The sequence below is a fragment of the Feifania hominis genome (assembly GCF_014384765.1).
In the GTDB taxonomy this organism is placed as follows: domain Bacteria; phylum Bacillota; class Clostridia; order Oscillospirales; family Feifaniaceae; genus Feifania; species Feifania hominis.
On sequence record NZ_JACRSP010000001.1, the window covers coordinates 192,169 to 214,424 of the forward strand.

A 22,256-nucleotide genomic window follows, 5' to 3' on the forward strand; every position below is an offset into this window, starting at 1 on the left:
GACCCGCCAGTGCGGGTCCCTTTTTATATCCAGAGACACTGCTTTAAATCAACACAGCCATTGGGCTTGAAGACGACGCCCTCCCGTTCGAGTAGCGTGCGCTGCTCAGGCCAACCCTCGACAAGATTGCCACGGCCGCCTACCACACGGTGGCAGGGAAGCCCCTGCGGGGCATGGTACATGGCGCGGCCGACATGCCGCGGGCACCGGGGAGCGCCGATGAGCACGGCAATGCGCCCGTAGGTGATGACCCGTCCGGCAGGTATGCCGGCGACGACATCGTATACAAGCCGGTCAAATTCAGCGCGATTCATCGGGTTTCACATCCTCGCTGTCCGCTTCCGCGCGCCGGCGCTCGGCACGGCGGGTGAGGCGGGTAATGGCGTCGAAGTATGCCGCGCGTCCGAGCGACAGGTTTTGAACATGACGCGCACCCTCGACGAGTAAGAGCTCCCGGTCGCCGCTCGCCGCGTCGTAGAGCTTCTGTGACATCTCACAGGGGAGCATCCGGTCGGCGGTGCCATGCACGAAGAGAAGCGGGCAGCGGATGTCTTTCACAGCGGCAAGAGAGTCCGCGTCGGCGATGTCAAATTTGCCCACCGCCCGCAAAACTGCCACGATGGGCCTGTAGAAGAGGGAAAAGTCAAGATGTGAGCGGCGCAGATGGTAGTGAACAGCATCCTCTGCGCTTGTAAAGGTGCAGTCGGCGATGCAGAAGAGAAGTTCTTCGTCACCGCCTGCATACTGAAGCACAGCAGCGCCTCCCATGGATTGGCCCATCAGGCCGATGGCGGCATGCTCCCCGTAACGGGCGCGCAGAAACCGAACCCAGTTGGCAAGATCACGGCTCTCGAGCAGACCGTAGGTGGAATAGCGCCCCTCGCTCTCACCGTGGGCGCGCAGATCGATGGCCAGTACGTCGTAGTCGAGGTTGTGAAAGAAATTGACAAAGGGCAGAGCGAGCCTGTGGTTGGCGGTAAACCCGTGTACAAAGAGCACGACCTTTTCCGTGAAGTAGTTGCAGGGAAGCAGCCAGCCCGTAAGTTTCAAACCGTCGTCACTGACAATCGACACTTTTTCCTGCCGGTAGGAGCTCTCATCCTCCCGGCGAAAGTCGCTGCGCTTTTCCATCTTGGCAAAAGTGCGCCCCACCGACTGGTGCCGCGAGCGGAGAATGCGGTGTGAGCTGATGAGCACAATAGCTGCCCACACGACAAAAAGCGCCCCCACGGCGCACAGAAATCCGATCATAGCCAACAGCTCCTGAATGTGTATCTTATTTGTATTGTATCATTGCCTGGCGCGGCAGTTTTGAACCATTTGTAAATATTTAGATAAAAGGCCCGTAAGCGTTGAAAAAAAGACGGGCTGCAGCCCGTCTGAAAGAACTGTTATATCTTGATTGTCTGGCCGACGTAGATCAGATTGGGATTTTTGATGTGGTTGATTCCGGCGAGCTGAGAGACCGTGGTATGGTATCTTCGGGCAATGCCCCACAGGGTGTCTCCGCGCTTTACTGTATAGGTTACGGGGACAATGCTCTTGGAGGGGATCTCCAGCATCTGGCCGACAAAGATTCGGTTGGGATCTGCGATGTGGTTGAGTTCGGCGAGCTTTTCCACCGTGGTACCATAGCGTCTCGCGATACGCCACAGGGTATCGCCGCGGCGGACGCGGTAGAGAATGTGGTGCTGCGTGTGAGGAATTTCATCTTGCTCCCCGAGTAGTATCCCGTCGGTGAACCAGTCGAGATCCACGTTGCCGCGAATGCCGTCGACCCGGCCGCGATCGGAGTACTGAAAGCCAACCCAGCTGTCCCACTTGCCGTTGTCCTCCGGGGTATCGACACCGTACTGCGCAACCCAGAGCGGGCGTTCGGCGACGGCATCGTTCCAGACGGCGCGGGCGTTGTAGGCATCGGTGTATACGACGGTGGACTTGCCGGTGAGCTGCTCTACCGTCTCGAGAAAGACAAGTGCGATCTCATTGGTCTGCTCGCGCGAGAGACTGCCAAAGGTCTCAAAGTCCATCGCGAGGCGGCAGTCCGGCACAGTGCCGCCGATGAGAGAGACGAAATAGCGCGCCTGCTGCTCGGCCTCGGCGCTGGAACGGGCTGTGACATAGTGGTAAAAGCCAATCTTGAGACCGGCGGCTTTTGCGTTTTCGTAATTTGTGCGAAAATCGGGATCGGCGTAGTCGCCGCCGGCCCCCGCGCGGATGTAGACGATCTCAATTCCGGCATCCCGGACGCGGGCAAAGTCGATCGACCCCTGCCATTCGCTTACGTCTATTCCACGGCGGGCGGGCTCCCCGGACGGCTCCAGCGCCTGGGCGCAGAGCGCCAGAGAGAGGGTAAGACAGAGCATGGTGAGCAGGGCCAGAGCCCTGCGATGCGATTTGTGCATGGAAAGCCTCCTGTATCAGCGCGGATACAGTATCAGGATATGCCGTTTTCCAGCGCTGGGTTCCTGTGATCTTAATGCGCCTTTAACATGCCGACTTCATACTTAAGACGAATTTAATACCCTCTCTGCTATACTGGGCACACAGAGAGGTGGTTCCATGATAGAATTACAGCATGTATCAAAGGCCTACAAGGGCAAGCAGGTGCTCAGCGGCATCGATTTGCTCATTCATACAGGGGAGCTGATGGTTCTCATCGGGTCGAGTGGCTGCGGCAAGACAACGCTGCTCAAGATGATCAACAAGCTCAACGCCATCGACAGCGGAGACATTCTCATCGACGGCGTGTCGGTCAAAAAAATCAGCGACACCAGACTGCGCCGTCAGATTGGCTATGTCGTACAGGAGGGGGGACTCTTTGCCCATCTGACTGTTGAGGAGAACATCAGTCTGGTGCTCAAGATTACGGGCGTGCCAAAAGCCGATCACGCCGCGCGGGTGAGTGAGCTGCTCGAAATGGTCAATTTGAACCCCGAGGAGTACCGTGGTCTCTTTCCGTGCCAGCTCTCGGGCGGGCAGCGCCAGCGTGTGGGTGTGGCGCGGGCCTTTGCGGCAAACCCCGACATCATTCTCATGGACGAACCGTTTTCGGCTCTCGATCCCGTGACGCGGGCCGAACTTCAGGACGAAGTGGCCGGGCTTCAAAAACAGTTTAAGAAGACCATTGTCTTTGTCACTCACGATATGGATGAGGCGGTCAAGCTTGCAAACCGTATCTGCATCATTCAAAACGGGCGCATCGTACAGTGTGACAGCCCGGAGATGGTGCTCAAACAGCCTGCCAACAGCTACGTCGAGGAGTTTGTCGGTAAGAATCGCATCTGGGGAAACCCCGAGTATATCAAAGCACGCGATATCATGAAGAAGAATCCCGTTTGCATCTCACGCACCCGCTCGGTGCTCCAGGCGCTGCAGACCATGAATCACTATGTCATCGACAGCGTTCTGGTCACCGAGAACAAAAAGCTCGAGGGTGTTGTGTGGCTGGAAGATCTCCGGGAATTTCAGGACTATCGGGCGCCGGTGTCAGAGTTCCTCTCGAACGACTTTGTCACCGTGCATGAGGACACGACGCTCCAGAAGATCATCGACACCATCGACTACAACGCCTCCGGCATCATACCAGTGGTGGATGAGGACAACCACGTGACGGGCTACCTGACCAAGAGCAGCCTGCTTGCAACGCTGAGCAAGCGCTATGAGAGCCCCGACGCCACACAGGAGAGGAGCGCGGTACTATGAGTGGGTTCTGGCAGATGTTTCTCGACCGCTGGCAGGAGCTCTTGGAGCTGCTGCTCGAGCACTTGAATATGACGTCTCTGGCGGTGCTGCTGTCACTGGCAATCGGTGTGCCGCTCGGGCTACTCATCACCAAAAGCCGGCCAGTGGCAAGCGCAGTCATCGGTGTGGCCAACGTCATGCAGTCCATTCCGAGCATCGCATTGCTCGCATTTCTGGTGCCATTTATCGGCATTGGGCAAAAGCCGGCAATCATCATGGTGGTTCTCTATGCGCTGCTGCCGATCATCAAAAACACTTATACCGGCATCACCAGTATTGACCCAAAAGTCATGGAGTCAGCGGCAGGCATCGGCCTGACCAGAATGCAGCAACTCTTTCGTGTCCAACTGCCCATGGCGGCGCCCTTTATCATGGCGGGTGTGCGCATCTCGGCTGTGACAGCGGTGGGTACTGTGACCATTGCGGCATTTGCCGGCGCGCGGGGCCTGGGCTGGTTTATCAACCTCGGTCTCAATGCCAACGACCCAAACCTGGTGCTGCTCGGTGCAATACCGGCATCCATTCTGGCACTACTGGTGGACTTTGTACTCTCAAAGTTGGAGAGGGCCATCACACCCGAGGGGCTCAAACCTCCGGACCGGATTGTGCAACTCAGCCGGGCCAGGCGTGTAGGCCGCTCGGCAACCGCCCTTGCCCTGGCGCTTTTGATGTTTGTCGTGCCGGTGGGAGCTTCCTTTGCGAAGACACTCCACCGTGAGGAGCATACGATTGTGGTGGGCAGCACGAATTTTACCGAGGCGATCATACTCGGCTATCTCTACAGCGAGCTGATCAGCGAGAACACTGATATCGCCGTGGAGGAGAAGTTCAACCTCAACGGTTCGCCGCTTGCCTTTGCCGCCATCGAGCGCGGTGACATAGACATGTTCACCGACTACACAGGCGTCATTTCTCCCATCTTGCTCAAGCAGCCGATGGAAACCGACACACAGAAAGTCTATGACACGGTGGTTCGACTGATGGCAGATGAACACGATATTGAGGTCTCAAAGCCTCTGGGCTTCAGCAACGAGTACGTCATCAGCGCAAGCCCCGAGGCCGCTGAAAAGTATGGCCTTGAGACGCTCTCCGACCTAATTGAGGCTGCGGGACAGCTGCGCTTCGGCTGCACGACGGCGTTCACCCAGCGTGAGGATCTGCTGCCCAAGATGGAGGAGGATTTCGGCATCGAGTTCAAGTCGGTTACGGGACTCGAGGGCAACATCCGCTACCAGGCCATCTCATCAGGCGAGGTGGATGTCACCGATGCTTTCTCGACTGACGCTATGACCGTCAAGGTGGATCTGGTGCCGCTGCGAGACGATCTGTCGTTCTTTCCGCCCTATCAGGCAGTGAATCTGGTGCGCGAGGATGTGTTTGAGCAGTACCCACAGCTGCGAGAGCTTTTAGCCAAGCTTGAGGGAGCAATCACCACACGGGAAATGGCCCAGATGAACTATGCTGTCGATGTCGACGGTGAGAACCCCCGCAACGTGGCGCGCGAGTATCTCAAGAGCAAGGGCCTGATTGACTGACAAAGGGGGGCGCTCGTAAGCGCCCCCTTTATTTTATTCGAGAAATCTGCTTGACAACAAAATGGGAATTTGCTATAATCTCTCTTGCACTCTAAGGCATATGCGATCGTGGCGGAACTGGCAGACGCGCACGTTTGAGGGGCGTGTGATGTATATCATATGGGTTCAAGTCCCATCGATCGCACCATATGCGGATATGGCGGAATTGGCAGACGCGCTAGATTCAGGTTCTAGTGGGGGCAACTTCGTGGAGGTTCAAGTCCTCTTATCCGCACCACGTCGGAGCAAGCTTTGTATCGCTTGCTCCGACTTTTTTTAAAGTCAGAGCGCGCTCACCGCTGCTTCTCCTTACCAAACCAAACCCGCTGCGCGGGGCTTCGGTTTGGTATTCTTTGACGAAAGTATAAGTTCTGTATCGCCACTCGTACCATAACAGAACACCAGTTTTGATACATGGGTATCAAAACTGGTGTCCTGTTTTTTTATCCAGGCCCCGGTTGACAGGAGCACGATTTAATGACGGCAGACTTTGTGGCAGAGTAAAAGTTTTTTTCCGATTTTGGGTAGTTGCACAATGCCCTATGCCATAAACAGCGCCGTGGAATAGTAGCGATCGCCGGAATCAGGCAGCAATGCAACAATGACCTTGCCCTTATTCTCCGGCCGCTTTGCCAGCGTAACCGCTGCATGAAGAGCTGCACCGGAAGAAATGCCGACGGAAATGCCTTCTTTCTTTGCCAGCTGCTTTGCTGCGTCAATGGCTTCCTCGTTTTTCACCGGGAGAACCTCGTCATACACCTCGGTATTCAGCACATCCGGTACAAATCCGGCGCCGATACCCTGGATCTTATGAGGACCGCTTCTGCCCTCGGAAAGCACCGGAGAATCCGCGGGCTCTACTGCAACGATCTGGATGTCCGGCTTCTGCTGCTTGAGATATTCACCGACGCCGGTGATCGTGCCGCCCGTGCCAACGCCGGCTACAAAAATATCGACTGTGCCGTCGGTATCTTTCCAGATTTCCGGGCCGGTGGTCGCCCTGTGAACGGCAGGGTTAGCGGGATTCACAAACTGTCCTGGAATGAAGCTGTTCGGGATTTCTCTGGAAAGTTCTTCTGCCTTGGCAATGGCGCCTTTCATGCCCTTGGAGCCCTCCGTCAGAACCAGTTGCGCTCCATAGGCTTTCATCATATTTCTGCGCTCGACGCTCATGGTTTCCGGCATGGTGATGATCAGGCGATAGCCCTTGGCCGCAGCGATTGCCGCCAGACCAATACCGGTGTTGCCGGAAGTCGGCTCGATGATGACTGAATCGGGGTTCAGCAGCCCTTTTTCCTCAGCGTCCTCAATCATCGCCTTGGCAATGCGGTCTTTCACGCTGCCAGCCGGATTAAAATACTCCAGCTTGACCAGCACCGTTGCTTCCAGCCGTTCGCTGGCCTCCAGATTGATTGCCTCCACCAGAGGCGTGTTGCCGATCAAACCAAGAGTTCCTCTATAGATATTTGCCATGATGTTTTCCTCCTTAACCAATTGCGGCAAATCCGTTTTTCAGATCTGCAATAATATCATCGATATGTTCCGTGCCGATGGACAGACGAATGGTGCCGGGGGTGATGCCCTGATCTGCCAGTTCTGTCCTGTTTAACTGACTGTGGGTGGTTGTGGCCGGATGGATCACCAGCGACTTTACGTCTGCCACATTTGCCAGCAGCGAGAATATCTTCAGATGGTCAATGAACTTCCATGCAGCTTCCTGACCGCCTTTCACTTCAAAAGTGAAGATGGATGCACCACCGTTGGGAAAATACTTCTCATACAGTGCATGGTCAGGATGATCCGGCAGGGAGGGATGATTGACCTTGGAAACCTGCGGATGCCCGGAGAGGAACTCCACGACCTTTTTGGTATTTTCGGCATGGCGCTCCAACCGCAGAGAAAGCGTTTCCACACCCTGAAGCAGCAGGAAAGCGTTGAACGGAGAAATCGCGGCCCCGGTGTCTCGAAGCAAAATGGCACGGATATAAGTGACAAACGCTGCCGGGCCTGCAGCGTCCGCAAAGGATATGCCGTGATAGCTGGGATTGGCCTCTGCGATGGGAGCAAATTTGCCGCTGGCTTTCCAGTCAAACTTGCCGGAGTCCACGATTATGCCCCCCAGAGATGTTCCGTGACCGCCGATGAACTTGGTAGCTGAGTGCACCACAATGTCAGCACCGTGCTCGATGGGACGGATCAGATAGGGAGTGCCGAAAGTATTGTCAATGACGAGAGGTAGGCCGTATTTGTGTGCAATGGTTGCAACAGCATCAATATCCGGAATATCCGAGTTCGGATTGCCCAGTGTTTCCAGATAGATTGCCTTTGTGTTGGATTGAATCGCCGCTTCCACCTCGGCAAGATCATGTACATTCACAAAGGTCGTTTCAATGCCATAGGCAGGCAGCGTGTGCGCCAACAGATTGTAACTGCCGCCGTAAATTGTCTTCTGCGAAACAATGTGATCGCCTTTCCGGGCAAGTGCTTCTATGGCGTAGGCAATCGCTGCGGCACCGGAGGCAACCGCCAGTGCTGCGACACCGCCCTCCAAGGCGGCAATTCTTTTTTCCAGAACATCCTGCGTGGAATTGGTCAGACGCCCGTAGATATTGCCGGCATCCGCCAGGCCAAAACGGGCGGCGGCGTGGGCTGAATTATGGAACACGTAGGAAGTGGTCTGATAGATCGGAACAGCTCTGGAATCGGTGGTAGGGTCAGCCTGTTCCTGCCCAACATGAAGCTGCAGAGTTTCAAATTTATACTCACTCATAATGGCGTTCTCCTTTGTCAATATTGTCGGTTTAAGCGCAATCAAACAGACCGGTCCATAAAAAACAAAAACCGGAAGCTCCCAATAAGCTCCCGGGCAAATGGCTGACACTGTGCTGATAAGTCAAGCACAATCTCGAGGCGAACAGCTGCATAATGCGCACAATTCAACCCCAGCCATATCATATGCCCGGGAGTTAAACATTCGACAACACGCGATGATATTTACATGGTAATTGTTGTATCCGGTCATTACGTTCGCCTCCTTTTGCAACTTGCCTGCGCAAACCGTTCTATAGACGAATTGTATTACTATCGACCTACTATGTCAATATGTTTTAATAAAATTTACATTCATTTTCAATTGATTTGCCTATTGACCTTGTGGTACAATAGGTCAAACGAGGTGAAAGTAGTGATTTCTACAAAGGGACGCTATGCGCTGAGAGTTATGTTAGACTTGGCGGAACATAGCGGAAAAGGCTATATTCCGTTAAAAGACATTGCTGCCCGGCAGGAAATTTCCAAAAAATATCTGGAGATCATTGTAAAAGAACTGGTAAAGGGTAAAATGGTTTCCGGGCAGGGAGGACACGGCGGAGGCTATGTGCTCTGTCGTGAGCCGGAGGAATACGTGGTGGGCGAAATCCTGGAATGGATGGAGGGCTCGCTTGCAACGGTAAGTTGTCTGGTCGAAGGTGCTGCTCCCTGCGAAAGAGCCGAACATTGCAAAACGCTTCCTCTCTGGAAAGAGTATGACCAGCTGGTTCACGATTTTTTCTATCACAAACGACTGACAGACCTTTTGTGAGTACGGGTTCCTTTGTATCGCTGATTTACCGCCCATTTTTTATTCTGATACAAAAATGGTGCTATGAAATTCGTTGAGTAAACGCCGAGATTTCAATCATCATATTGGGTCTAAGAATTCGAGTGTGCGACTGCGATGTCTGCGAGACGTTCCTTTTGGTATTGAATGAAGTCTCTGCTTTCACGTCGCAGCGAGCTTTGATGCGTACCGTTTCACTTGGTAACCATACGAAAAACGGAGCAGACGATTTCTCGTCTGCTCCGTTTTTTTGTGCGCATTTGAAGTCGGGACAGCTTGCGCTGAACAGCCTACAGCGCCCCTACAATTTTGTGGGGCACATAGAGCTCCTCGAGGTAGGCGGCATCCTCATCCGTCAGCGTTACGCCGAGCGCACCTGCCGCATCATCAAGGTACTCGGGCTTTGTCGCGCCGATGATCGGAGCCGTGACTCCTCTTTTAAATTGCCACGCCAGCGCAATTTGAGACATGGTGCAGCCGTATTGGCCGGCGAGCTCGTGCACGCGCAGCACAATGCCGTAGTCGGTATCCTGTGTCGCGTCGTATTTTGACATGGCGGTCTGATCGGTTCTGCTGCGCAGAGTATCCGTTTTCCAACCGAGGCGAGAGAGCCGCCCTGCGGCGAGCGGACTGTAGGGAGTGCGTGCCACGCCCATCTGCTCGCAGAGGGGAATGAGTTCCCGCTCGTCCTCGCGGTACAGCAGATTGTAGTGATTCTGCATACAGACAAACGGCGTCAGGCCGTTGTCGCGAGCGGCGAGCTGCATATTGTAAAATTGATAGCCGTACATGGCGGACGCACCAATTGCCCGAACCTTTCCCGACTTGACAAGGCCGTCGAGCGCCAGCATGGTCTCCTCCACGGGGGTGTCATAGTCGAACCGGTGAATGAGATACAAATCGAGATAGTCGGTACCGAGGCGCTGGAGTGTGCCGTCAATCTCGCGCGCGATGGCCTGCTTCGAGAGATGCCCCTCGTTGAAGTAGACCTTAGATGCCAGAACCACCCGGTCCCTGGCGACGCTGTTTTTAATGGCCCGCCCCAGATACTCTTCGCTTGTGCCGGCGGAGTAGGTGTTCGCGGTGTCAAAAAAATTGATGCCGAGTGACAGCGCATGCCGGATAATGGCTTCGCTCTGGCGGGGGTCCAGTGTCCAGGCGTGCATCTTGCTCGCGGGGTCACCGAAACTCATACAGCCAATGCAAAAGCGGGAAACCTCAATGTCCGAGTGCCCCAGTTTAACATATTCCATGACAGAACTCCTCTCTTTGCCCTATGTGGCAACACATCTGCTTTCAGCATAAGACCTGGAGCTGACTCCAAGTCAATATGATTTTCAAATTTTTGTCACAAAGCGGCGCGGCCGGTTGTATACGGAGTAGAACCGCAGCAAAGCGGCTCGAAACAGAAAGGATGAACGACAATGAAAAAGACGATTGCTCTCTTACTTGGCGCCGCGCTTCTCGCGACTGCCGCCGTACCTGCCCTTGCGGGGGATGCTCTGATTGCACCGCTCATTTCGCAGGACACACAAAAGCTCGATCTCACGGGCAGAGAGGCCTACCTGGAAAACGGCCGTGTGATGGTGCCGCTTCGCATGGTTGCCGAGGCCCTTGGCTACACCGTGACCTGGGACGGCGAGCAGAGCCGCGTTGACTTGGACAACGGCGTCAGCCACACCTATGTGACGCTCGGCGTGGACAGCTATTGTAAAATCAGCAGCACAGCCATCGGCATGTCGGCGCCGCAGTCTTTCGGCGCGGCGCCGGTCTCGATTGACGGCTCAAGCTTCGTACCGATTGATCTGTTTGCGCTGCTCGGCGACACGGTTGTGACGTCTGACGGGGCTGCGACGATTACCTCCGGCGAGAGGAATGTTTGCTTTGAAATTCCGAATCAGAGTACACAGATTCCGAATCCCATTGAGGGTTTTGACACTGTGGAGCCGGCGATGGCTGCTGCGGGACTTGACATCGAGCTGCCCAAGCTGCCTCAGGACTACAAAATGGAGGCGGCAAGTGTCATCGGCGGTACGCTCTTCCAGGTTGCCTATCGCAGTGGGGACGACGCCGTCACATTCCGTGCGGCTCTCGGCGATGAGGACATCAGCGGAGACTACAATGTTTACTCTGAGCTCAAAGCTGTCGAGGTGAACGGCGTGAAAGTAGAGCTCAAGGGTGACGGCGGCGTTGTGAATCTCGCAAAGTGGTGCGAAGACGGCGTCAGCTACAGCCTTTCTAGCGAGAAAGGGCTCAGCGCGCAGACCGTACTGGAGATCATCCGCGACATTTGACACGGCGGGCCCTTGAGGGTATTCTGGTCTTCGGGAGGTGAGATCTGTGAACCAGCAGCAGGTACAGCGGGCGCTGGCCGATTACGGGAAAAGCATTCTGCATCTGGCGTATTCCTATCTGAGAAACCGCGCCGACGCGGAGGATGTGCTGCAGGATACCATGGTGCAGCTGCTACGCAAGGCGCCCGAGTTTGAAAGTGATGAGCACGAGAAAGCGTGGCTTCTGCGCGTGGCGGCAAACCTGTGCAAAAACAGACTCAGAACTCCGTGGCGGCGCTACGAGCAGCTGCCTGAGGACTACCCGGCAGACGGGAAATCCGAAGAGAGCCTGGCGCTGCTCCAGGCAGTGGGTTCTCTCCCGGTCAAATACCGTGAGGTCGTACACCTGTTTTACTATGAAGACGCATCCACTGCGCAGATCGCCGCCTATCTCGGTGCGGGGGAATCCGCCGTGAGAAAGCGGCTCTCCCGCGCGCGGGCGATGCTGCGCAAACAGTTTCAAGAGAGGGGGCGATTCGATGAAGCGCTATAGAGAGGCATTCGATCCCATTGAAGTACCCGACGACATGGCCGCGCGTATTCTGGCGCGCGCAGAGAGGACGCCCCGCACCGCTTCGCAGCCGCACCGCCGCTTTACATCGGTACTGGTTGCCGCCTGCCTGCTGCTCGCGGTGGGCCTCACAGCTATGGGAGCGCTGCTCTCGGCGAGCCGTGAGCCGGGTGTGCAGCTGGTCAACCCCTACGCCGATATGGCTGATCTCGAAGAGCTCCAAAAGGAGCTGCCCTTTGTTCTGCAGCTGCCGGGTGAATTGCCGGCGGGCTATGTACTCGACCGGTGCTCGGTCGTCGCCGGCACACTCGCACAGCTTGTCTTCGGCGACGGCACGGCGGAGATCTGCTATCGGATGGCCGAGGGCGAGCAGGATATCAGCGGGGACTACAACCAGTACGAGAGGACCTATGAGCAGCGCGCCGGAGATGTGACACTCACACTCAAGAGCTCGCAGGACCTGGTTCGTCTCGCGACCTGGAGCGGTGACGGGTACAGTTTTTCTCTCTCGTTTTCCGAGGGTATTGACGAGCAAACGGCGCTGGCAATCGTCAAAAGCGTGAGATAAATTTGCTTGACAAAGTGCCGGCGGGGTGCTATCATTCACTCATCAAGAGACCATGAAACCGATGAGCGGGAGTAGTACCTTTTCACTCCCCGCGCTTCAAGAGAGCCGTGAATGGTGAGATCACGGCAGCGCGGCGAAGAGGGAATGGACCCGTGAGGGCGAACCGAGCGCAGAGCGTTAGGGAAGACGGCTGCTGGACGTTATATCAGCTAGCGTATGTTGGTACGCGAACAAGGCGCGCCCGTCTTGGGCGAAATTAGGTGGCACCGCAGATGCATGACGCACCTGTCCTAAATGAGAGGACAGGTGCGTTTTTTCATGGGAGCTTGAGCAATCAAAAAGAGAGGATGGTCCCCATGGCAAAAATACCTTACAAAATTTATCTTGAAGAGAGCGAGATGCCAAAAGCCTGGTACAATCTGCGGGCGGATATGAAAAACAAGCCTGCACCGCTTCTCAATCCCGCGACGCACAAGCCCATGACCTTTGAGGAGCTGACACCCGTATTCTGCGACGATCTGGTACGTCAGGAACTCGACTGCGATACGCCTTTCTTCGAGATTCCTCCCGAGATCCGCGATTTTTATAAGATGTATCGCCCGTCTCCGCTGGTGCGCGCGTATTTTTTGGAGAAAGCGCTCGACACGCCAGCCAAAATCTACTATAAGTTTGAGGGGAACAACACCTCCGGCTCCCACAAGCTCAACTCGGCCATCGCCCAGGCCTATTACGCCAAAAAGCAGGGCCTCAAGGGTGTCACCACTGAGACCGGTGCCGGCCAGTGGGGTACGGCGCTGTCCATGGCCTGTTCCCACTTCGGACTGGACTGCAAGGTCTTTATGGTCAAAGTGTCCTATGAACAGAAGCCGCACCGCCGCGAGGTGATGCGCACCTACGGTGCGAGTGTGACCCCCTCGCCCTCCGAGAGCACCGAAGTGGGACGCCAGATTCTCAGGGACCACCCTGGTACGACCGGCAGCCTTGGCTGTGCCATTTCGGAGGCGGTTGAGACGGCGCTCTCCCTGCCGGGATACCGGTATGTGCTCGGTTCGGTGCTCACGCAGGTGCTGCTGCACCAGTCGATCATCGGGCTTGAGACCAAGGCGGCGCTCGACAAGTACGAAATCAAGCCCGACATCATCATTGGCTGTGCGGGCGGCGGCTCGAATCTCGGCGGTCTCATCTCTCCCTTTATGGGTGAGAAGTTGCGCGGCGAGGCCAACTATCGCTTTATCGCGGTGGAACCTGCGTCCTGTCCGTCGCTCACCCGCGGCCGCTATGCCTACGACTACTGCGACACCGGCATGGTCTGTCCGCTTGCGAAGATGTACACACTCGGTTCGAGCTTCATTCCCAGCGCGAATCACGCCGGCGGCCTGCGGTACCACGGCATGAGCTCGGTGCTCTCTCAGCTCTACGCCGACGGGCTGATGGAGGCCAGAGCGGTTGAGCAGACCTCGGTCTTCGACGCGGCGGTGCTCTTCGCCCGGGTCGAGGGCACGCTGCCCGCGCCCGAGTCGAGCCATGCCATCCGTGCGGCCATCGACGAGGCGCTCAAGTGCAAAGAGACCGGTGAGGAGAAGACCATTGTCTTCGGGTTGACCGGCACGGGCTATTTTGACATGACCGCCTACGAGAAGTACAACGACGGCAGGATGACCGATACCATCCCCAGCGACGAAGAGCTCGAGGCGAGCTTTGCGCAGCTGCCAAAAGTGGAATAGAAAGACGAGCGGGCGGATTTCTCCGCCCGCTTTTTTACAGAGGAAAAAGGAATATTCTGTCTTCGCAAGGCCGATACTAGTGCAAGTGACACCACGAAAGGAGCGGCTTTGCAGTGACAATCACAGACATCAAAATCAGAAAGCTCATCGATGAGGGAAAGGTGCGCGCGGTGGTCTCAGTGACCTTTGACGACAGTCTTGTCTGCCATGACATCCGCGTAATTGCGGGGGAGCAGCGGGAATTTATCGCCACACCGAGCCGCCGCACGAGCGACGGGACGTTCATCGACATTGTCCACCCGATCAACAGCGCCTTTCGCACGTTTCTCGAGGAGTCAGTGCTCAAGGCCTACCACGAAGAACTCGACCGGCGAAGCCAGCAGCAGGCGCCGGGTGAGTAGAGACGGCGGCATCCGGTCGGATGCCGCTTTATTCATGTTCGCCGCCGCGCAAAATGGGAAAATGTTAAGAAATCTGTCGGTTGAAAAACCTGCCAAAATAGAATAGAATGGTTCCGTGGGAAATCAAGAACAAATCGTATGGAGGCCTTATGAGAGTATTGATTCTGTCCATCACCGCGGGGGAGGGACACAATTCGACTGCCAAGGCAATATCCAATTACTTCACCGGCATGGGAATCGAGAGCACGGTGCTCGACACCTTTGAGTACATAAGCCCGCTTCTCTGCCATACCATTTCAAAGGGCTATCTCATCACGTCAAAATACACCAAGGGCGCCTATCGCAGAGTTTACCGCATCGCCGAGAACAAGCAGCGAAACACCTCGCGCTACTCGGTTTCCAATCTTGCAAACAGTGTGCTCTCCTCGAAGCTGCGCCATTTTATTGACGCCTACAAGCCGGACGCCGTGGTCTGCACCCATGTCTTTGCCGCACAGATTCTCAACGCCCTCAAGCTCAAGGGTGTCTACCGGGAGCTGCCGACCATCGGCATTGTCACCGACTTCAACATCCACCCGTTCTGGCCGGATGTGGCACAGATCGAGTACATTGTAGTCGCGAGCGACCTGATGGAAGCCGAGATGCGCCGCAAGGGGATGGACGTCAAAAAGATGCTCCCGTTCGGCATTCCGATCAATCCCAAGTTCTCCGTTCACCATGAGAAAGGGGAGGCCCGTGCGCACTTCGGCTTTGATTTGGACAAGTTCACGGTGCTCATCATGAGCGGAAGCATGGGCTACGGCCACATGGAGGAGATGATCGAACAGCTCGATGAGGTGCCGCTCGACTTTCAGATTGTGTCGGTCTGCGGCAACAACAAATCGGCCAAAGAGAAGATCGACGGACTCAAGCTCAAAAAGAAGCTCTTCAACTTCGGCTTTACCACCGAGGTCAACATCCTCATGGACGCCGCCGACTGCATCATCACAAAGCCGGGTGGGCTGACGACGTCGGAGGCGCTCGCCAAGGGATTGCCCATGATTGCCATGACGCCGATTCCGGGGCAGGAGGACCGCAACCTCGAATTTCTGCTCAACAACGGCGTCGCAATGTATGCCTCCAAGACTGCGCCGATCGGCGATGTGATCTTTCAATTCTTCCGCTACACGGAGCACCGGGCGGGCATGATGGAAAACATGAAGCTCATCGGCAAACCGGAGTCGACCAGAACGCTCTGTGAATTCGTCCGCGACCTGGGGGAGCTCGCCCCCGGATACTATGATCTGTGAGGGACAGGATGGAAGGACTCAATGAAAAAATGAAGCGCCGCGGTTTGCGGCGGCCGATGTTTTTGATCACTTACGCGGTGGTCCTGTTTGTGCTGCTGACCAACTTCAAGTGGGTAAAGGGCTACTTTGACGGCTTTCTGAGCGTGCTCATGCCCGTGGTCTACGGCATCTTTGTGGCCTTTGTGCTCAACATTCCCCTGCGCTTTTTTGAGACGAGAGTGTTCGCCTCTCTCGAGCGAAAGAGCAGGCTCTGGCAGAAGATTCACCGCCCGGTGTGCATTTTGATTGTGTTTGTGCTCGCCATCGCCCTGATTGTGGCGCTGTTCTCCTTTATCATTCCGGGGCTCAGTCAGAGCGTTGTGACGTTTTCAAACAACATCTACGTCTATGCGGACACGCTTCAGAAGTTTGTCGCCGACATCGGTGAAAACATCGTCATTCCCGAGGAGATCTGGGAGCAGATGACCGCCTGGTGGAACGACTTTCTGAGCATGGCGGTCAACGCCCTGAAGAACTTTCTGCCGCACCTGTTCAACTTTACCAAGAGCCTGACCTCGTCGGTGGTATCGGTCTTTATGGGCATCATCATGGGCATTTATATGCTCGCGAACAAGGAGAAGCTCGCGCGCCAGAGCAAAAAACTGCTCTATGCCTTTTTGCAGGAAAAAACCGCCGACAAGATTCTGGAGGTCGGGAAGATCTCCAACCGGACGTTCAGCGAGTTCGTCTCGGGCCAGCTCACCGAGGCCTTTATCATCGCGGTGCTCTGCTTTACGGGTATGAGCATTCTGCGCATGCCCTACGCGCTTTTGGTGAGTGCCTTTGTGGGCATCACAGCGCTTATCCCAATTTTCGGTGCATTTATCGGCGCGGCGTTCGGGGCGTTTATCATTCTGCTTGTCGACCCGATGAAAGCGATCTGGTTTCTCGTCTTCATCATCGTGCTGCAGCAGGTGGAGGGAAATCTCATCTACCCGCGGGTCATGGGCAGCTCCATCGGTCTGCCGGGACTTTGGGTCATGTTTGCAATGCTCTGCGGCAGCGCGCTGATGGGCTTTACGGGCATTCTGCTCGGCATTCCGACTTTCTCGGTGTTCTACACGCTCTTCGGCCGATATGTCAACCGGAGGCTGAAGAATCGCGAGGTGCCGCCCGACAAGGTTGAGGCGACCCCGCCGCAGGAAGAGGCAGAGGCGGCCGACTGATCAAAGGGCTGTGTTTCGGCACAGCCTTTCTCTTGGGGGTATTATGCTCTTTTCAAGTGTCAATTTTATCTTTCTGTTTCTGCCGGCGCTGCTTGCGGTCTACTTTGCCGTGCCAGGGCGCCTGCGGTGGCTGCGCAATCTGCTGCTGTTGATTGCAAGCCTCGGCTTTTACGCCTACGGCGAGCCAAAGTATGTGCTGGTGATGCTCGGCTCCATTCTGCTCAACTATCTGTTCGGTCTGGCCGTCTCACGCTTTGACGGCCGGGCGGGAAAATGGTGGGTGGCGGGGGCTGTCGTCTGCAACATCGGCATTCTCGCCTATTTCAAGTACACGACCTTTTTCGTTGGGAATCTGAACCGGCTCTTCGGTCTGTCGGTGGAGCTTTGGAACATCGTCATGCCGATTGGCATCTCGTTTTTCACCTTTCAGGGCCTGAGCTATGTGCTCGACGTGTACCGGGGCGGCGCGGCGGCTCAAAGGAACCCGCTCAATGTGGCGCTCTATGTGTCGCTGTTTCCCCAGTTGATCGCGGGTCCGATCGTGCGCTATGAGACGGTGGCCGATGAGATCAGAAACCGCCGTGAGACCCTCGACGACTTCGCCGACGGTATCTCGCGCTTTGTCGTGGGGCTTGCCAAAAAGGTGCTGCTCGCAAACACCATCGGCCAGGCGACCGACGCGGCGTTTGCGGTGCCGGCAGGAGAGCTCTCGGCGGCGCTCGCCTGGCTCGGCGCCGCAGCCTATGCCTTTCAGGTCTACTTTGATTTCTCGGGTTACTCTGATATGGCAATCGGTCTCGGGAAGATGTTCGGCTTTCATTTTCTGGAGAATTTCGACTACCCCTATCTCTCGAAGTCGATCACCGAATTCTGGCGCCGGTGGCACATTTCACTGGGCACCTGGTTTCGCGATTACGTCTACATACCGCTCGGCGGCAACCGCGGCGGCACGGCGCGCCATCTGCGCAACATTCTGGTCGTGTGGTGCCTGACCGGCTTCTGGCACGGCGCTGCGTGGAACTTTCTCGTCTGGGGCCTCTATTTCGGCGTGCTGCTGATCGGTGAGAAATATCTCTGGGGCGCCCTGCTCAAAAGGCTGCCGGGCGCGGTGCAGCACCTCTACGCGCTGGTGCTCATCCTTGTGGGCTGGGTGCTCTTCCGCGCAAATGATCTGCCGGCGGCGGGCGCCTATCTGCGCGCCATGTTCGGCTTCGGGGCGGGAGGGTTCCTCTCGGGACAGGCTCTCTACGTCCTGCTCGAATACGGGGCATTCTTTGCCGTAGCGCTTGTCGCGTCGCTCCCCGTGGTTCCGGCGGTACAGCGCCTGCTTGATCGCCGTTCGGCGTGCCGTGCGGCGCTGTTTGTGCGCTACCATGCGAGAAATCTGTGTCTGGCGGGGCTCTTCGCACTCTCGGTGGTGTATCTCGTCAGCTCGACGTTCAACCCCTTTATCTACTTTCGCTTTTAGGAGGAGACGCGATGAAAAAGAGTGGTCAGATCTGCCTTGTCATCCTGTTTTTGCTCGCCATCTTCTCCGTGCCGGTGCTTACCAAACTCGAGCCCAAACAGGATTTCTCACCTTACGAAAACCGCAGCCTTGCCGCGGCGCCGCAGCTTTCGGCCCAAACGGTTCTCTCCGGCCAGTACATGAAAGACCTTGAGACCTACTTTTCCGACCATATTTACGGGCGTGACAAACTGCTCACGGCCTATGTGGAGCTCAATATGAAGCTGCTGCGCCTGCCGGTGGTAAACGACGTGGTCGTAACGCCCGAGGTGCTGCTGCCGCTCAACAGCTTTCAACGTGCCGACGAACAGGCACTTGTCGCGGCTGCCGACGCCGCGGCGCAGGAGGTTGTGGCGCTGCGCGAGTGGGTCAGAGAAAACGGCGGAGAGTTCTACTACGTCGGCATTCCCGAGCAGTCGTCGGCGCTGCGCGGGTATTTCCCAGGCTATCTCAACAGCAGAGAGGACGAACTTGACGCCGTTTCCGAGCGCCTGTTTTCGTCTCTGCGCGCCGGGGGAGTGCCCTGTGTCGACATGGCGGACACGTTTACCCCGGACAATGCCCGGCAGTACTACTCGGCGGTGGACCACCACTTCAATTTTTACGGCGCCTATGAGACCTACCGAAAGATTGTCGACGCCATCAATGCCTCGGGCGAGTGGCAGATTGCGCCTCTCGAAGAGCAGGATCTGGTCTTTGAGACGCTGCCAAACGACTACTACGGCTCGCGAAATCGAAAGCTGTACAACCTCTATCCCTGCGAGGAACACGCGGTCATTGCCGAGCCAAAGGTGAAAGTTCCCCTCTCACGGCGCGATGGCGACGTCGAGCTCGGCGACAAAATCTTTTTTATACCCGGTGAGGGTGAACCATCGAATTACGGGGTCTATATGGGCGGCGACAACGCCGAGACGATCATCACCACGGATCGGCCTGATCTGCCGAAGCTGCTGTTGTTTGGCGATTCATTTTCAAACCCCGTGGAGACGCTGATCTACTACCATTTCGATGAGACTCGCATTCTCGATCTGCGCTACTATGAGGAAAAGACTCTCTACGAGTACATTGAGCAGTACCAGCCTGACATTGTCATCTCCATTCGGGACGATACGAGCTATGTCTCGCTCGAGGGCAACGGAAAATACCGCTGAATTTGATAAAGGACCTGTTTTTACCGAAAAGCCGTCGTTTCTGACGGCTTTTTTATTTGCTTTTGGAGCAAAAAAGAGTTATACTATATATAGTAAAATAGTAATTTACTAAATTAGTAAGGAGCAATGCCATGAAAATCCCGACAACGCTCAAACACAAACCGGTCATCGTATCGGAAAACTACGAGAACATCGACGGACGCAATGCTTACTGCTCCGACACAAAGGGCCTGTCTCTGGGGCTTGCGCAGTGGAACGACCGTGGCAAAGTCGACATCTCGGCCAAGGTCTGGCGTCACACGGGTGAGAAGTGGTCGCGCCAGTCGGAGGAGCTGCCGTTGCACCGGGTGCTGGATCTTGCCATTCTTGTGTGCCGCGCCGAACAGTATTTCCGCGAGGCCTACCGCTTCCCGAAGCTCTACGATGAGTCAAACGAGATCATCGACCGGGTGGGCCTGCAGGGCGACGCCATGACGGTGGCAGTCTGCCGGGACAATCCCATGCTCGACGAGGACATCAAGCTCTTCGCCTCTACTCTCTCAGCGGACGATGAGATGCTCGGTGAGCGCTTTCGCACTCTCTCGCGCATTCTCAAAGAGATGGGCTACTGAAAAAGCGGCGTGCATCAGGCACGCCGCTTTTCACACATAGGGGTAGGGACCATAGGCAAAGTGCATAGGGTCGAAAAAGAGCCCGATTTCGGGCGGGCGGTAGGTGAAGACGAAGTAGCACAGAAGCGTCAGCGAGACGGCAATAAAGGCCGCAGCTCTGCCGCAGGCGGGCGCGCCGTCATGCAGCCGACGGCAGGAGAACCGGTAGCTGCAAAAGACTGCACCGAGGGCGATCAGAATATCGAAAACGAGCAGATTTGTGCCGAGGATGCCGCTGTAGAGATAGTAGATTGAGACGGTGAGGACGACCGCGAGCATCGCCCCCGCCGACTTTGTCTCAAAGAAGCCGCAGGGAACTACGCCGCGCCGTCTGAGCAGCAGATACTCGAAAAGCGCAAAGAGCAGATACGGGAAAAAGACAAGCTTTGTGTGCTCGAATACACTCTCGTTGACCGGAGAGAAAAAACCGACAACGGGAGAAAAGCCGCACCATCCGTAGAGAAAGTGCAGCAAAAAGGCGCTGAGCACCCCAAACCCGATGCCGACGCACTCGAGCGTCCACAGAGTTTTTTGATCGGCTTTCGTCAAGCGCACCGTCTCCTTTGACAAAGAGAATGGCCGCGCTCCCCCTGCGGGGCGTGCGCACGCCTGTGATACACTCTATGAAGGCAGAAGATCGATTATGAAAACGGCGCCGAATTCTCGGCGCCGTTTTGCTCAGCGGTAGACAAAGACCCGGTACATGAAAAAGTTCCACAGGGCGATAATACCCATTACGGGAACTTTTGCAAGCTCCACCGGAAGATGCACCAGCAGACCACTCAGACAGTAGAGCAGAAAGTTGGAGGCGAAGAGATTGAACACAAAGAGAATGGCATACTTGACCATCTGCATTCCGACTGGCGCTTTGGACTGAAACGACCAGAACCGGTTGAGCAGAAAGGAGTAGACTGCGCCGAGAATCATGGCGATGGAATTGGCCAGAAACTCCCCGTCAAACGCTGCAAAGCCCAGGTTGATCGTGACACCCTTTAAAAAGGTGAGCATCCCGAGAAAGAGCAGATATTCCACAACAACCGCCGAGACACCGATGATGAGATAGCGCACAAATTGACGTAGAAATTCAGCGCTGACGGTCTTTCCAAAGAGCTTGAACTCTCTTTTTTGACACATGATTTCACTTCCTTTGACCTGACTATTGTACCTCTTTTTGCGGACAAACAAAAGTCCGCTGTGCAGAAAAAATGAGAAATTTGCCAGAGGGATTGTAAGGACAGAGCAAATTGGTATATATTAGAGACAGTATCCGTATAAAGTGAGGAGAGAAAAAATGGACATTCAAACGTTCTTTAAAATGACTTACGGCCTCTATGTGGTGGGCAGCGTCCACGAGGGTAGAGTCAACGCACAGATTGCGGACGCCATCATGCAGATTTCAAACGACCCTGTCACGATTGCCGTGAGCCTGAACCGGGAAAATCTCACCAACGAATTTGTCAAGAAATCGAAGAAGATCTCGGTCAACATCCTGCCGGAGGATCTCGACATGTCGGTGGTGAACCACTTTGGCATGCAGTCGGGCAGAGCGGTGGATAAGTTTGCGACGGTGGACTATGAGACCGGTGTGACCGGCGCCCCGATTTTGAAAGACAACAGTCTCGGCTACTTTGAGGGCGAAGTCATTGACGTGATCGACGTCTACACCCACACCATCTTTGTTGTGCGTCCGGTTGAAGCGAAACTGTTCAGCGACAAGGCGCCGATCAGCTACAACGAATACCGCGAGCGCAAGGCCCGTGCCATCCGCGAGCAGAAAGCGACCGGCGGCCGCTACAAATGCGCCATTTGCGGCTACATCTATGACGAGCAGGCCGAGGGCAAAAAATTTGACGAGCTGCCCGAAGACTACGAGTGCCCCGTCTGCCATGCGCCGAAGAGAGTCTTTGAGAAGATCTGAGAGGAAATGATCTGCAAAAATCCGCCCATTTTGGGCGGATTTTTTTGAAAAGTGCTGTGCGACTTTTTTGATCTGTGTTATAC

22 protein-coding genes and 2 tRNA genes are annotated in these 22,256 nt (G+C 55.6%); 16 read left to right on the forward strand and 8 right to left on the reverse strand.

Annotation, left to right across the window (positions count from 1 at the left end; genetic code table 11):
* Positions 1 to 23: 23 nt before the first annotated feature.
* The 3 genes from H8695_RS00925 to H8695_RS00935 form a co-directional block, all read right to left on the reverse strand.
* Complete coding sequence (locus H8695_RS00925; RefSeq protein WP_249298897.1) at positions 24 to 314, reverse strand: MGMT family protein; 291 nt, start codon at positions 312 to 314, stop codon at positions 24 to 26.
* Entirely contained in the window at positions 301 to 1,251 is a 951-nt protein-coding gene (locus H8695_RS00930) for an alpha/beta hydrolase (RefSeq protein ID WP_249298898.1), read from the reverse strand. Before H8695_RS00930 ends, H8695_RS00925 begins: the two co-directional genes overlap by 14 nt.
* A 140-nt stretch (positions 1,252 to 1,391) precedes the next feature.
* Positions 1,392 to 2,405, reverse strand: a complete 1,014-nt coding sequence (locus tag H8695_RS00935; RefSeq protein WP_249298899.1) for a GH25 family lysozyme — start codon at positions 2,403 to 2,405, stop codon at positions 1,392 to 1,394.
* Between the two features lie 157 nt (positions 2,406 to 2,562).
* On the opposite strand from H8695_RS00935, the gene H8695_RS00940 reads away from it, so the two are divergent.
* From H8695_RS00940 to H8695_RS00955, 4 genes are all read left to right on the forward strand, one after another.
* A complete protein-coding gene (locus H8695_RS00940; protein ID WP_249298900.1) occupies positions 2,563 to 3,705 on the forward strand; it encodes an ABC transporter ATP-binding protein in 1,143 nt (380 codons plus the stop codon).
* Positions 3,702 to 5,279 carry an ABC transporter permease/substrate-binding protein gene (locus H8695_RS00945; protein ID WP_249298901.1) on the forward strand — a complete coding sequence of 526 codons (1,578 nt, stop codon included), beginning with the start codon at positions 3,702 to 3,704 and terminating at the stop codon, positions 5,277 to 5,279. The genes H8695_RS00940 and H8695_RS00945 overlap by 4 nt, the downstream gene beginning before the upstream one ends.
* A 102-nt stretch (positions 5,280 to 5,381) precedes the next feature.
* Positions 5,382 to 5,466 (forward strand) — tRNA-Leu (locus tag H8695_RS00950).
* A gap of 3 nt (positions 5,467 to 5,469) precedes the next feature.
* Positions 5,470 to 5,556 (forward strand) — tRNA-Leu (locus H8695_RS00955).
* A 302-nt stretch (positions 5,557 to 5,858) separates the two neighbouring features.
* On the opposite strand, the gene cysK is transcribed toward H8695_RS00955, so the two are convergent.
* Both cysK and H8695_RS00965 read right to left on the reverse strand, forming a co-directional pair.
* Positions 5,859 to 6,791 (reverse strand): cysteine synthase A, encoded by a 933-nt coding sequence (gene cysK, locus H8695_RS00960; RefSeq protein ID WP_249298902.1) that lies wholly within the window; start codon positions 6,789 to 6,791, stop codon positions 5,859 to 5,861.
* A gap of 13 nt (positions 6,792 to 6,804) precedes the next feature.
* Entirely contained in the window at positions 6,805 to 8,088 is a 1,284-nt protein-coding gene (locus H8695_RS00965) for an O-acetylhomoserine aminocarboxypropyltransferase/cysteine synthase family protein (RefSeq protein WP_249298903.1), read from the reverse strand.
* 414 nt (positions 8,089 to 8,502) lie between these two features.
* Between H8695_RS00965 and H8695_RS00970 the strand changes: the two genes are divergently transcribed.
* Complete coding sequence (locus H8695_RS00970; protein WP_249298904.1) at positions 8,503 to 8,898, forward strand: Rrf2 family transcriptional regulator; 396 nt, start codon at positions 8,503 to 8,505, stop codon at positions 8,896 to 8,898.
* A gap of 308 nt (positions 8,899 to 9,206) precedes the next feature.
* On the opposite strand, the gene H8695_RS00975 is transcribed toward H8695_RS00970, so the two are convergent.
* Positions 9,207 to 10,169: an aldo/keto reductase gene (locus H8695_RS00975; protein WP_249298905.1), complete on the reverse strand. Its 963-nt coding sequence runs from the start codon at positions 10,167 to 10,169 to the stop codon at positions 9,207 to 9,209.
* 171 nt (positions 10,170 to 10,340) lie between these two features.
* Here H8695_RS00975 and H8695_RS00980 point away from each other — a divergent pair, with 171 nt between their 5' ends.
* The 10 genes from H8695_RS00980 (at position 10,341) to H8695_RS01025 (ending at position 20,216) form a co-directional block, all read left to right on the forward strand.
* Entirely contained in the window at positions 10,341 to 11,210 is an 870-nt protein-coding gene (locus H8695_RS00980; protein ID WP_249298906.1) for a copper amine oxidase N-terminal domain-containing protein, read from the forward strand.
* Positions 11,211 to 11,256: 46 nt separating this feature from the next.
* Positions 11,257 to 11,742 carry a sigma-70 family RNA polymerase sigma factor gene (locus tag H8695_RS00985; protein WP_249298907.1) on the forward strand — a complete coding sequence of 162 codons (486 nt, stop codon included), beginning with the start codon at positions 11,257 to 11,259 and terminating at the stop codon, positions 11,740 to 11,742.
* On the forward strand, positions 11,729 to 12,328 hold the full coding sequence (locus H8695_RS00990) for a hypothetical protein (protein WP_249298908.1): 600 nt from the start codon (positions 11,729 to 11,731) through the stop codon (positions 12,326 to 12,328). Before H8695_RS00985 ends, H8695_RS00990 begins: the two co-directional genes overlap by 14 nt.
* A 356-nt stretch (positions 12,329 to 12,684) precedes the next feature.
* Positions 12,685 to 14,052 (forward strand): TrpB-like pyridoxal phosphate-dependent enzyme, encoded by a 1,368-nt coding sequence (locus H8695_RS00995; RefSeq protein WP_249298909.1) that lies wholly within the window; start codon positions 12,685 to 12,687, stop codon positions 14,050 to 14,052.
* Between the two features lie 113 nt (positions 14,053 to 14,165).
* Positions 14,166 to 14,453, forward strand: a complete 288-nt coding sequence (spoVG, locus tag H8695_RS01000; protein WP_249298910.1) for a septation regulator SpoVG — start codon at positions 14,166 to 14,168, stop codon at positions 14,451 to 14,453.
* A gap of 149 nt (positions 14,454 to 14,602) precedes the next feature.
* Entirely contained in the window at positions 14,603 to 15,742 is a 1,140-nt protein-coding gene (locus tag H8695_RS01005) for an MGDG synthase family glycosyltransferase (RefSeq protein ID WP_249298911.1), read from the forward strand.
* Positions 15,743 to 15,798: 56 nt separating this feature from the next.
* Positions 15,799 to 16,947 carry an AI-2E family transporter gene (locus H8695_RS01010; protein ID WP_249298912.1) on the forward strand — a complete coding sequence of 383 codons (1,149 nt, stop codon included), beginning with the start codon at positions 15,799 to 15,801 and terminating at the stop codon, positions 16,945 to 16,947.
* A 43-nt stretch (positions 16,948 to 16,990) separates the two neighbouring features.
* Positions 16,991 to 18,415, forward strand: coding sequence for an MBOAT family O-acyltransferase (locus tag H8695_RS01015; protein WP_249298913.1), 1,425 nt, complete (start codon positions 16,991 to 16,993; stop codon positions 18,413 to 18,415).
* Positions 18,416 to 18,426: 11 nt separating this feature from the next.
* Positions 18,427 to 19,605: an alginate O-acetyltransferase AlgX-related protein gene (locus tag H8695_RS01020; protein ID WP_249298914.1), complete on the forward strand. Its 1,179-nt coding sequence runs from the start codon at positions 18,427 to 18,429 to the stop codon at positions 19,603 to 19,605.
* 131 nt (positions 19,606 to 19,736) lie between these two features.
* Positions 19,737 to 20,216, forward strand: a complete 480-nt coding sequence (locus tag H8695_RS01025; RefSeq protein WP_249298915.1) for a DUF6530 family protein — start codon at positions 19,737 to 19,739, stop codon at positions 20,214 to 20,216.
* A 30-nt stretch (positions 20,217 to 20,246) separates the two neighbouring features.
* Here the strand turns inward: H8695_RS01025 and H8695_RS01030 are convergent, their stop codons facing one another.
* On the reverse strand, positions 20,247 to 20,804 hold the full coding sequence (locus H8695_RS01030; protein WP_249298916.1) for a DUF6512 family protein: 558 nt from the start codon (positions 20,802 to 20,804) through the stop codon (positions 20,247 to 20,249).
* Between the two features lie 129 nt (positions 20,805 to 20,933).
* Positions 20,934 to 21,389 (reverse strand): GtrA family protein, encoded by a 456-nt coding sequence (locus tag H8695_RS01035; protein WP_249298917.1) that lies wholly within the window; start codon positions 21,387 to 21,389, stop codon positions 20,934 to 20,936.
* 157 nt (positions 21,390 to 21,546) lie between these two features.
* Here H8695_RS01035 and H8695_RS01040 point away from each other — a divergent pair, with 157 nt between their 5' ends.
* Positions 21,547 to 22,173, forward strand: coding sequence for a flavin reductase (locus H8695_RS01040; RefSeq protein ID WP_249298918.1), 627 nt, complete (start codon positions 21,547 to 21,549; stop codon positions 22,171 to 22,173).
* Positions 22,174 to 22,256 lie beyond the last annotated feature (83 nt).

What these genes read in the sequence shown, in the direction of transcription:
- H8695_RS00925 (WP_249298897.1), bottom strand. Translation starts at nt 314, where the DNA reads ATGAATCGCGCTGAATTTGACCGGCTTGTATACGATGTCGTCGCCGGC.
- H8695_RS00930 (WP_249298898.1), bottom strand. Translation starts at nt 1,251, where the DNA reads ATGATCGGATTTCTGTGCGCCGTGGGGGCGCTTTTTGTCGTGTGGGCA.
- H8695_RS00935 (WP_249298899.1), bottom strand. Translation starts at nt 2,405, where the DNA reads ATGCACAAATCGCATCGCAGGGCTCTGGCCCTGCTCACCATGCTCTGT.
- H8695_RS00940 (WP_249298900.1), top strand. Translation starts at nt 2,563, where the DNA reads ATGATAGAATTACAGCATGTATCAAAGGCCTACAAGGGCAAGCAGGTG.
- H8695_RS00945 (WP_249298901.1), top strand. Translation starts at nt 3,702, where the DNA reads ATGAGTGGGTTCTGGCAGATGTTTCTCGACCGCTGGCAGGAGCTCTTG.
- cysK (WP_249298902.1), bottom strand. Translation starts at nt 6,791, where the DNA reads ATGGCAAATATCTATAGAGGAACTCTTGGTTTGATCGGCAACACGCCT.
- H8695_RS00965 (WP_249298903.1), bottom strand. Translation starts at nt 8,088, where the DNA reads ATGAGTGAGTATAAATTTGAAACTCTGCAGCTTCATGTTGGGCAGGAA.
- H8695_RS00975 (WP_249298905.1), bottom strand. Translation starts at nt 10,169, where the DNA reads ATGGAATATGTTAAACTGGGGCACTCGGACATTGAGGTTTCCCGCTTT.
- H8695_RS00980 (WP_249298906.1), top strand. Translation starts at nt 10,341, where the DNA reads ATGAAAAAGACGATTGCTCTCTTACTTGGCGCCGCGCTTCTCGCGACT.
- H8695_RS00990 (WP_249298908.1), top strand. Translation starts at nt 11,729, where the DNA reads ATGAAGCGCTATAGAGAGGCATTCGATCCCATTGAAGTACCCGACGAC.
- H8695_RS00995 (WP_249298909.1), top strand. Translation starts at nt 12,685, where the DNA reads ATGGCAAAAATACCTTACAAAATTTATCTTGAAGAGAGCGAGATGCCA.
- H8695_RS01005 (WP_249298911.1), top strand. Translation starts at nt 14,603, where the DNA reads ATGAGAGTATTGATTCTGTCCATCACCGCGGGGGAGGGACACAATTCG.
- H8695_RS01010 (WP_249298912.1), top strand. Translation starts at nt 15,799, where the DNA reads ATGTTTTTGATCACTTACGCGGTGGTCCTGTTTGTGCTGCTGACCAAC.
- H8695_RS01015 (WP_249298913.1), top strand. Translation starts at nt 16,991, where the DNA reads ATGCTCTTTTCAAGTGTCAATTTTATCTTTCTGTTTCTGCCGGCGCTG.
- H8695_RS01020 (WP_249298914.1), top strand. Translation starts at nt 18,427, where the DNA reads ATGAAAAAGAGTGGTCAGATCTGCCTTGTCATCCTGTTTTTGCTCGCC.
- H8695_RS01025 (WP_249298915.1), top strand. Translation starts at nt 19,737, where the DNA reads ATGAAAATCCCGACAACGCTCAAACACAAACCGGTCATCGTATCGGAA.
- H8695_RS01035 (WP_249298917.1), bottom strand. Translation starts at nt 21,389, where the DNA reads ATGTGTCAAAAAAGAGAGTTCAAGCTCTTTGGAAAGACCGTCAGCGCT.
- H8695_RS01040 (WP_249298918.1), top strand. Translation starts at nt 21,547, where the DNA reads ATGGACATTCAAACGTTCTTTAAAATGACTTACGGCCTCTATGTGGTG.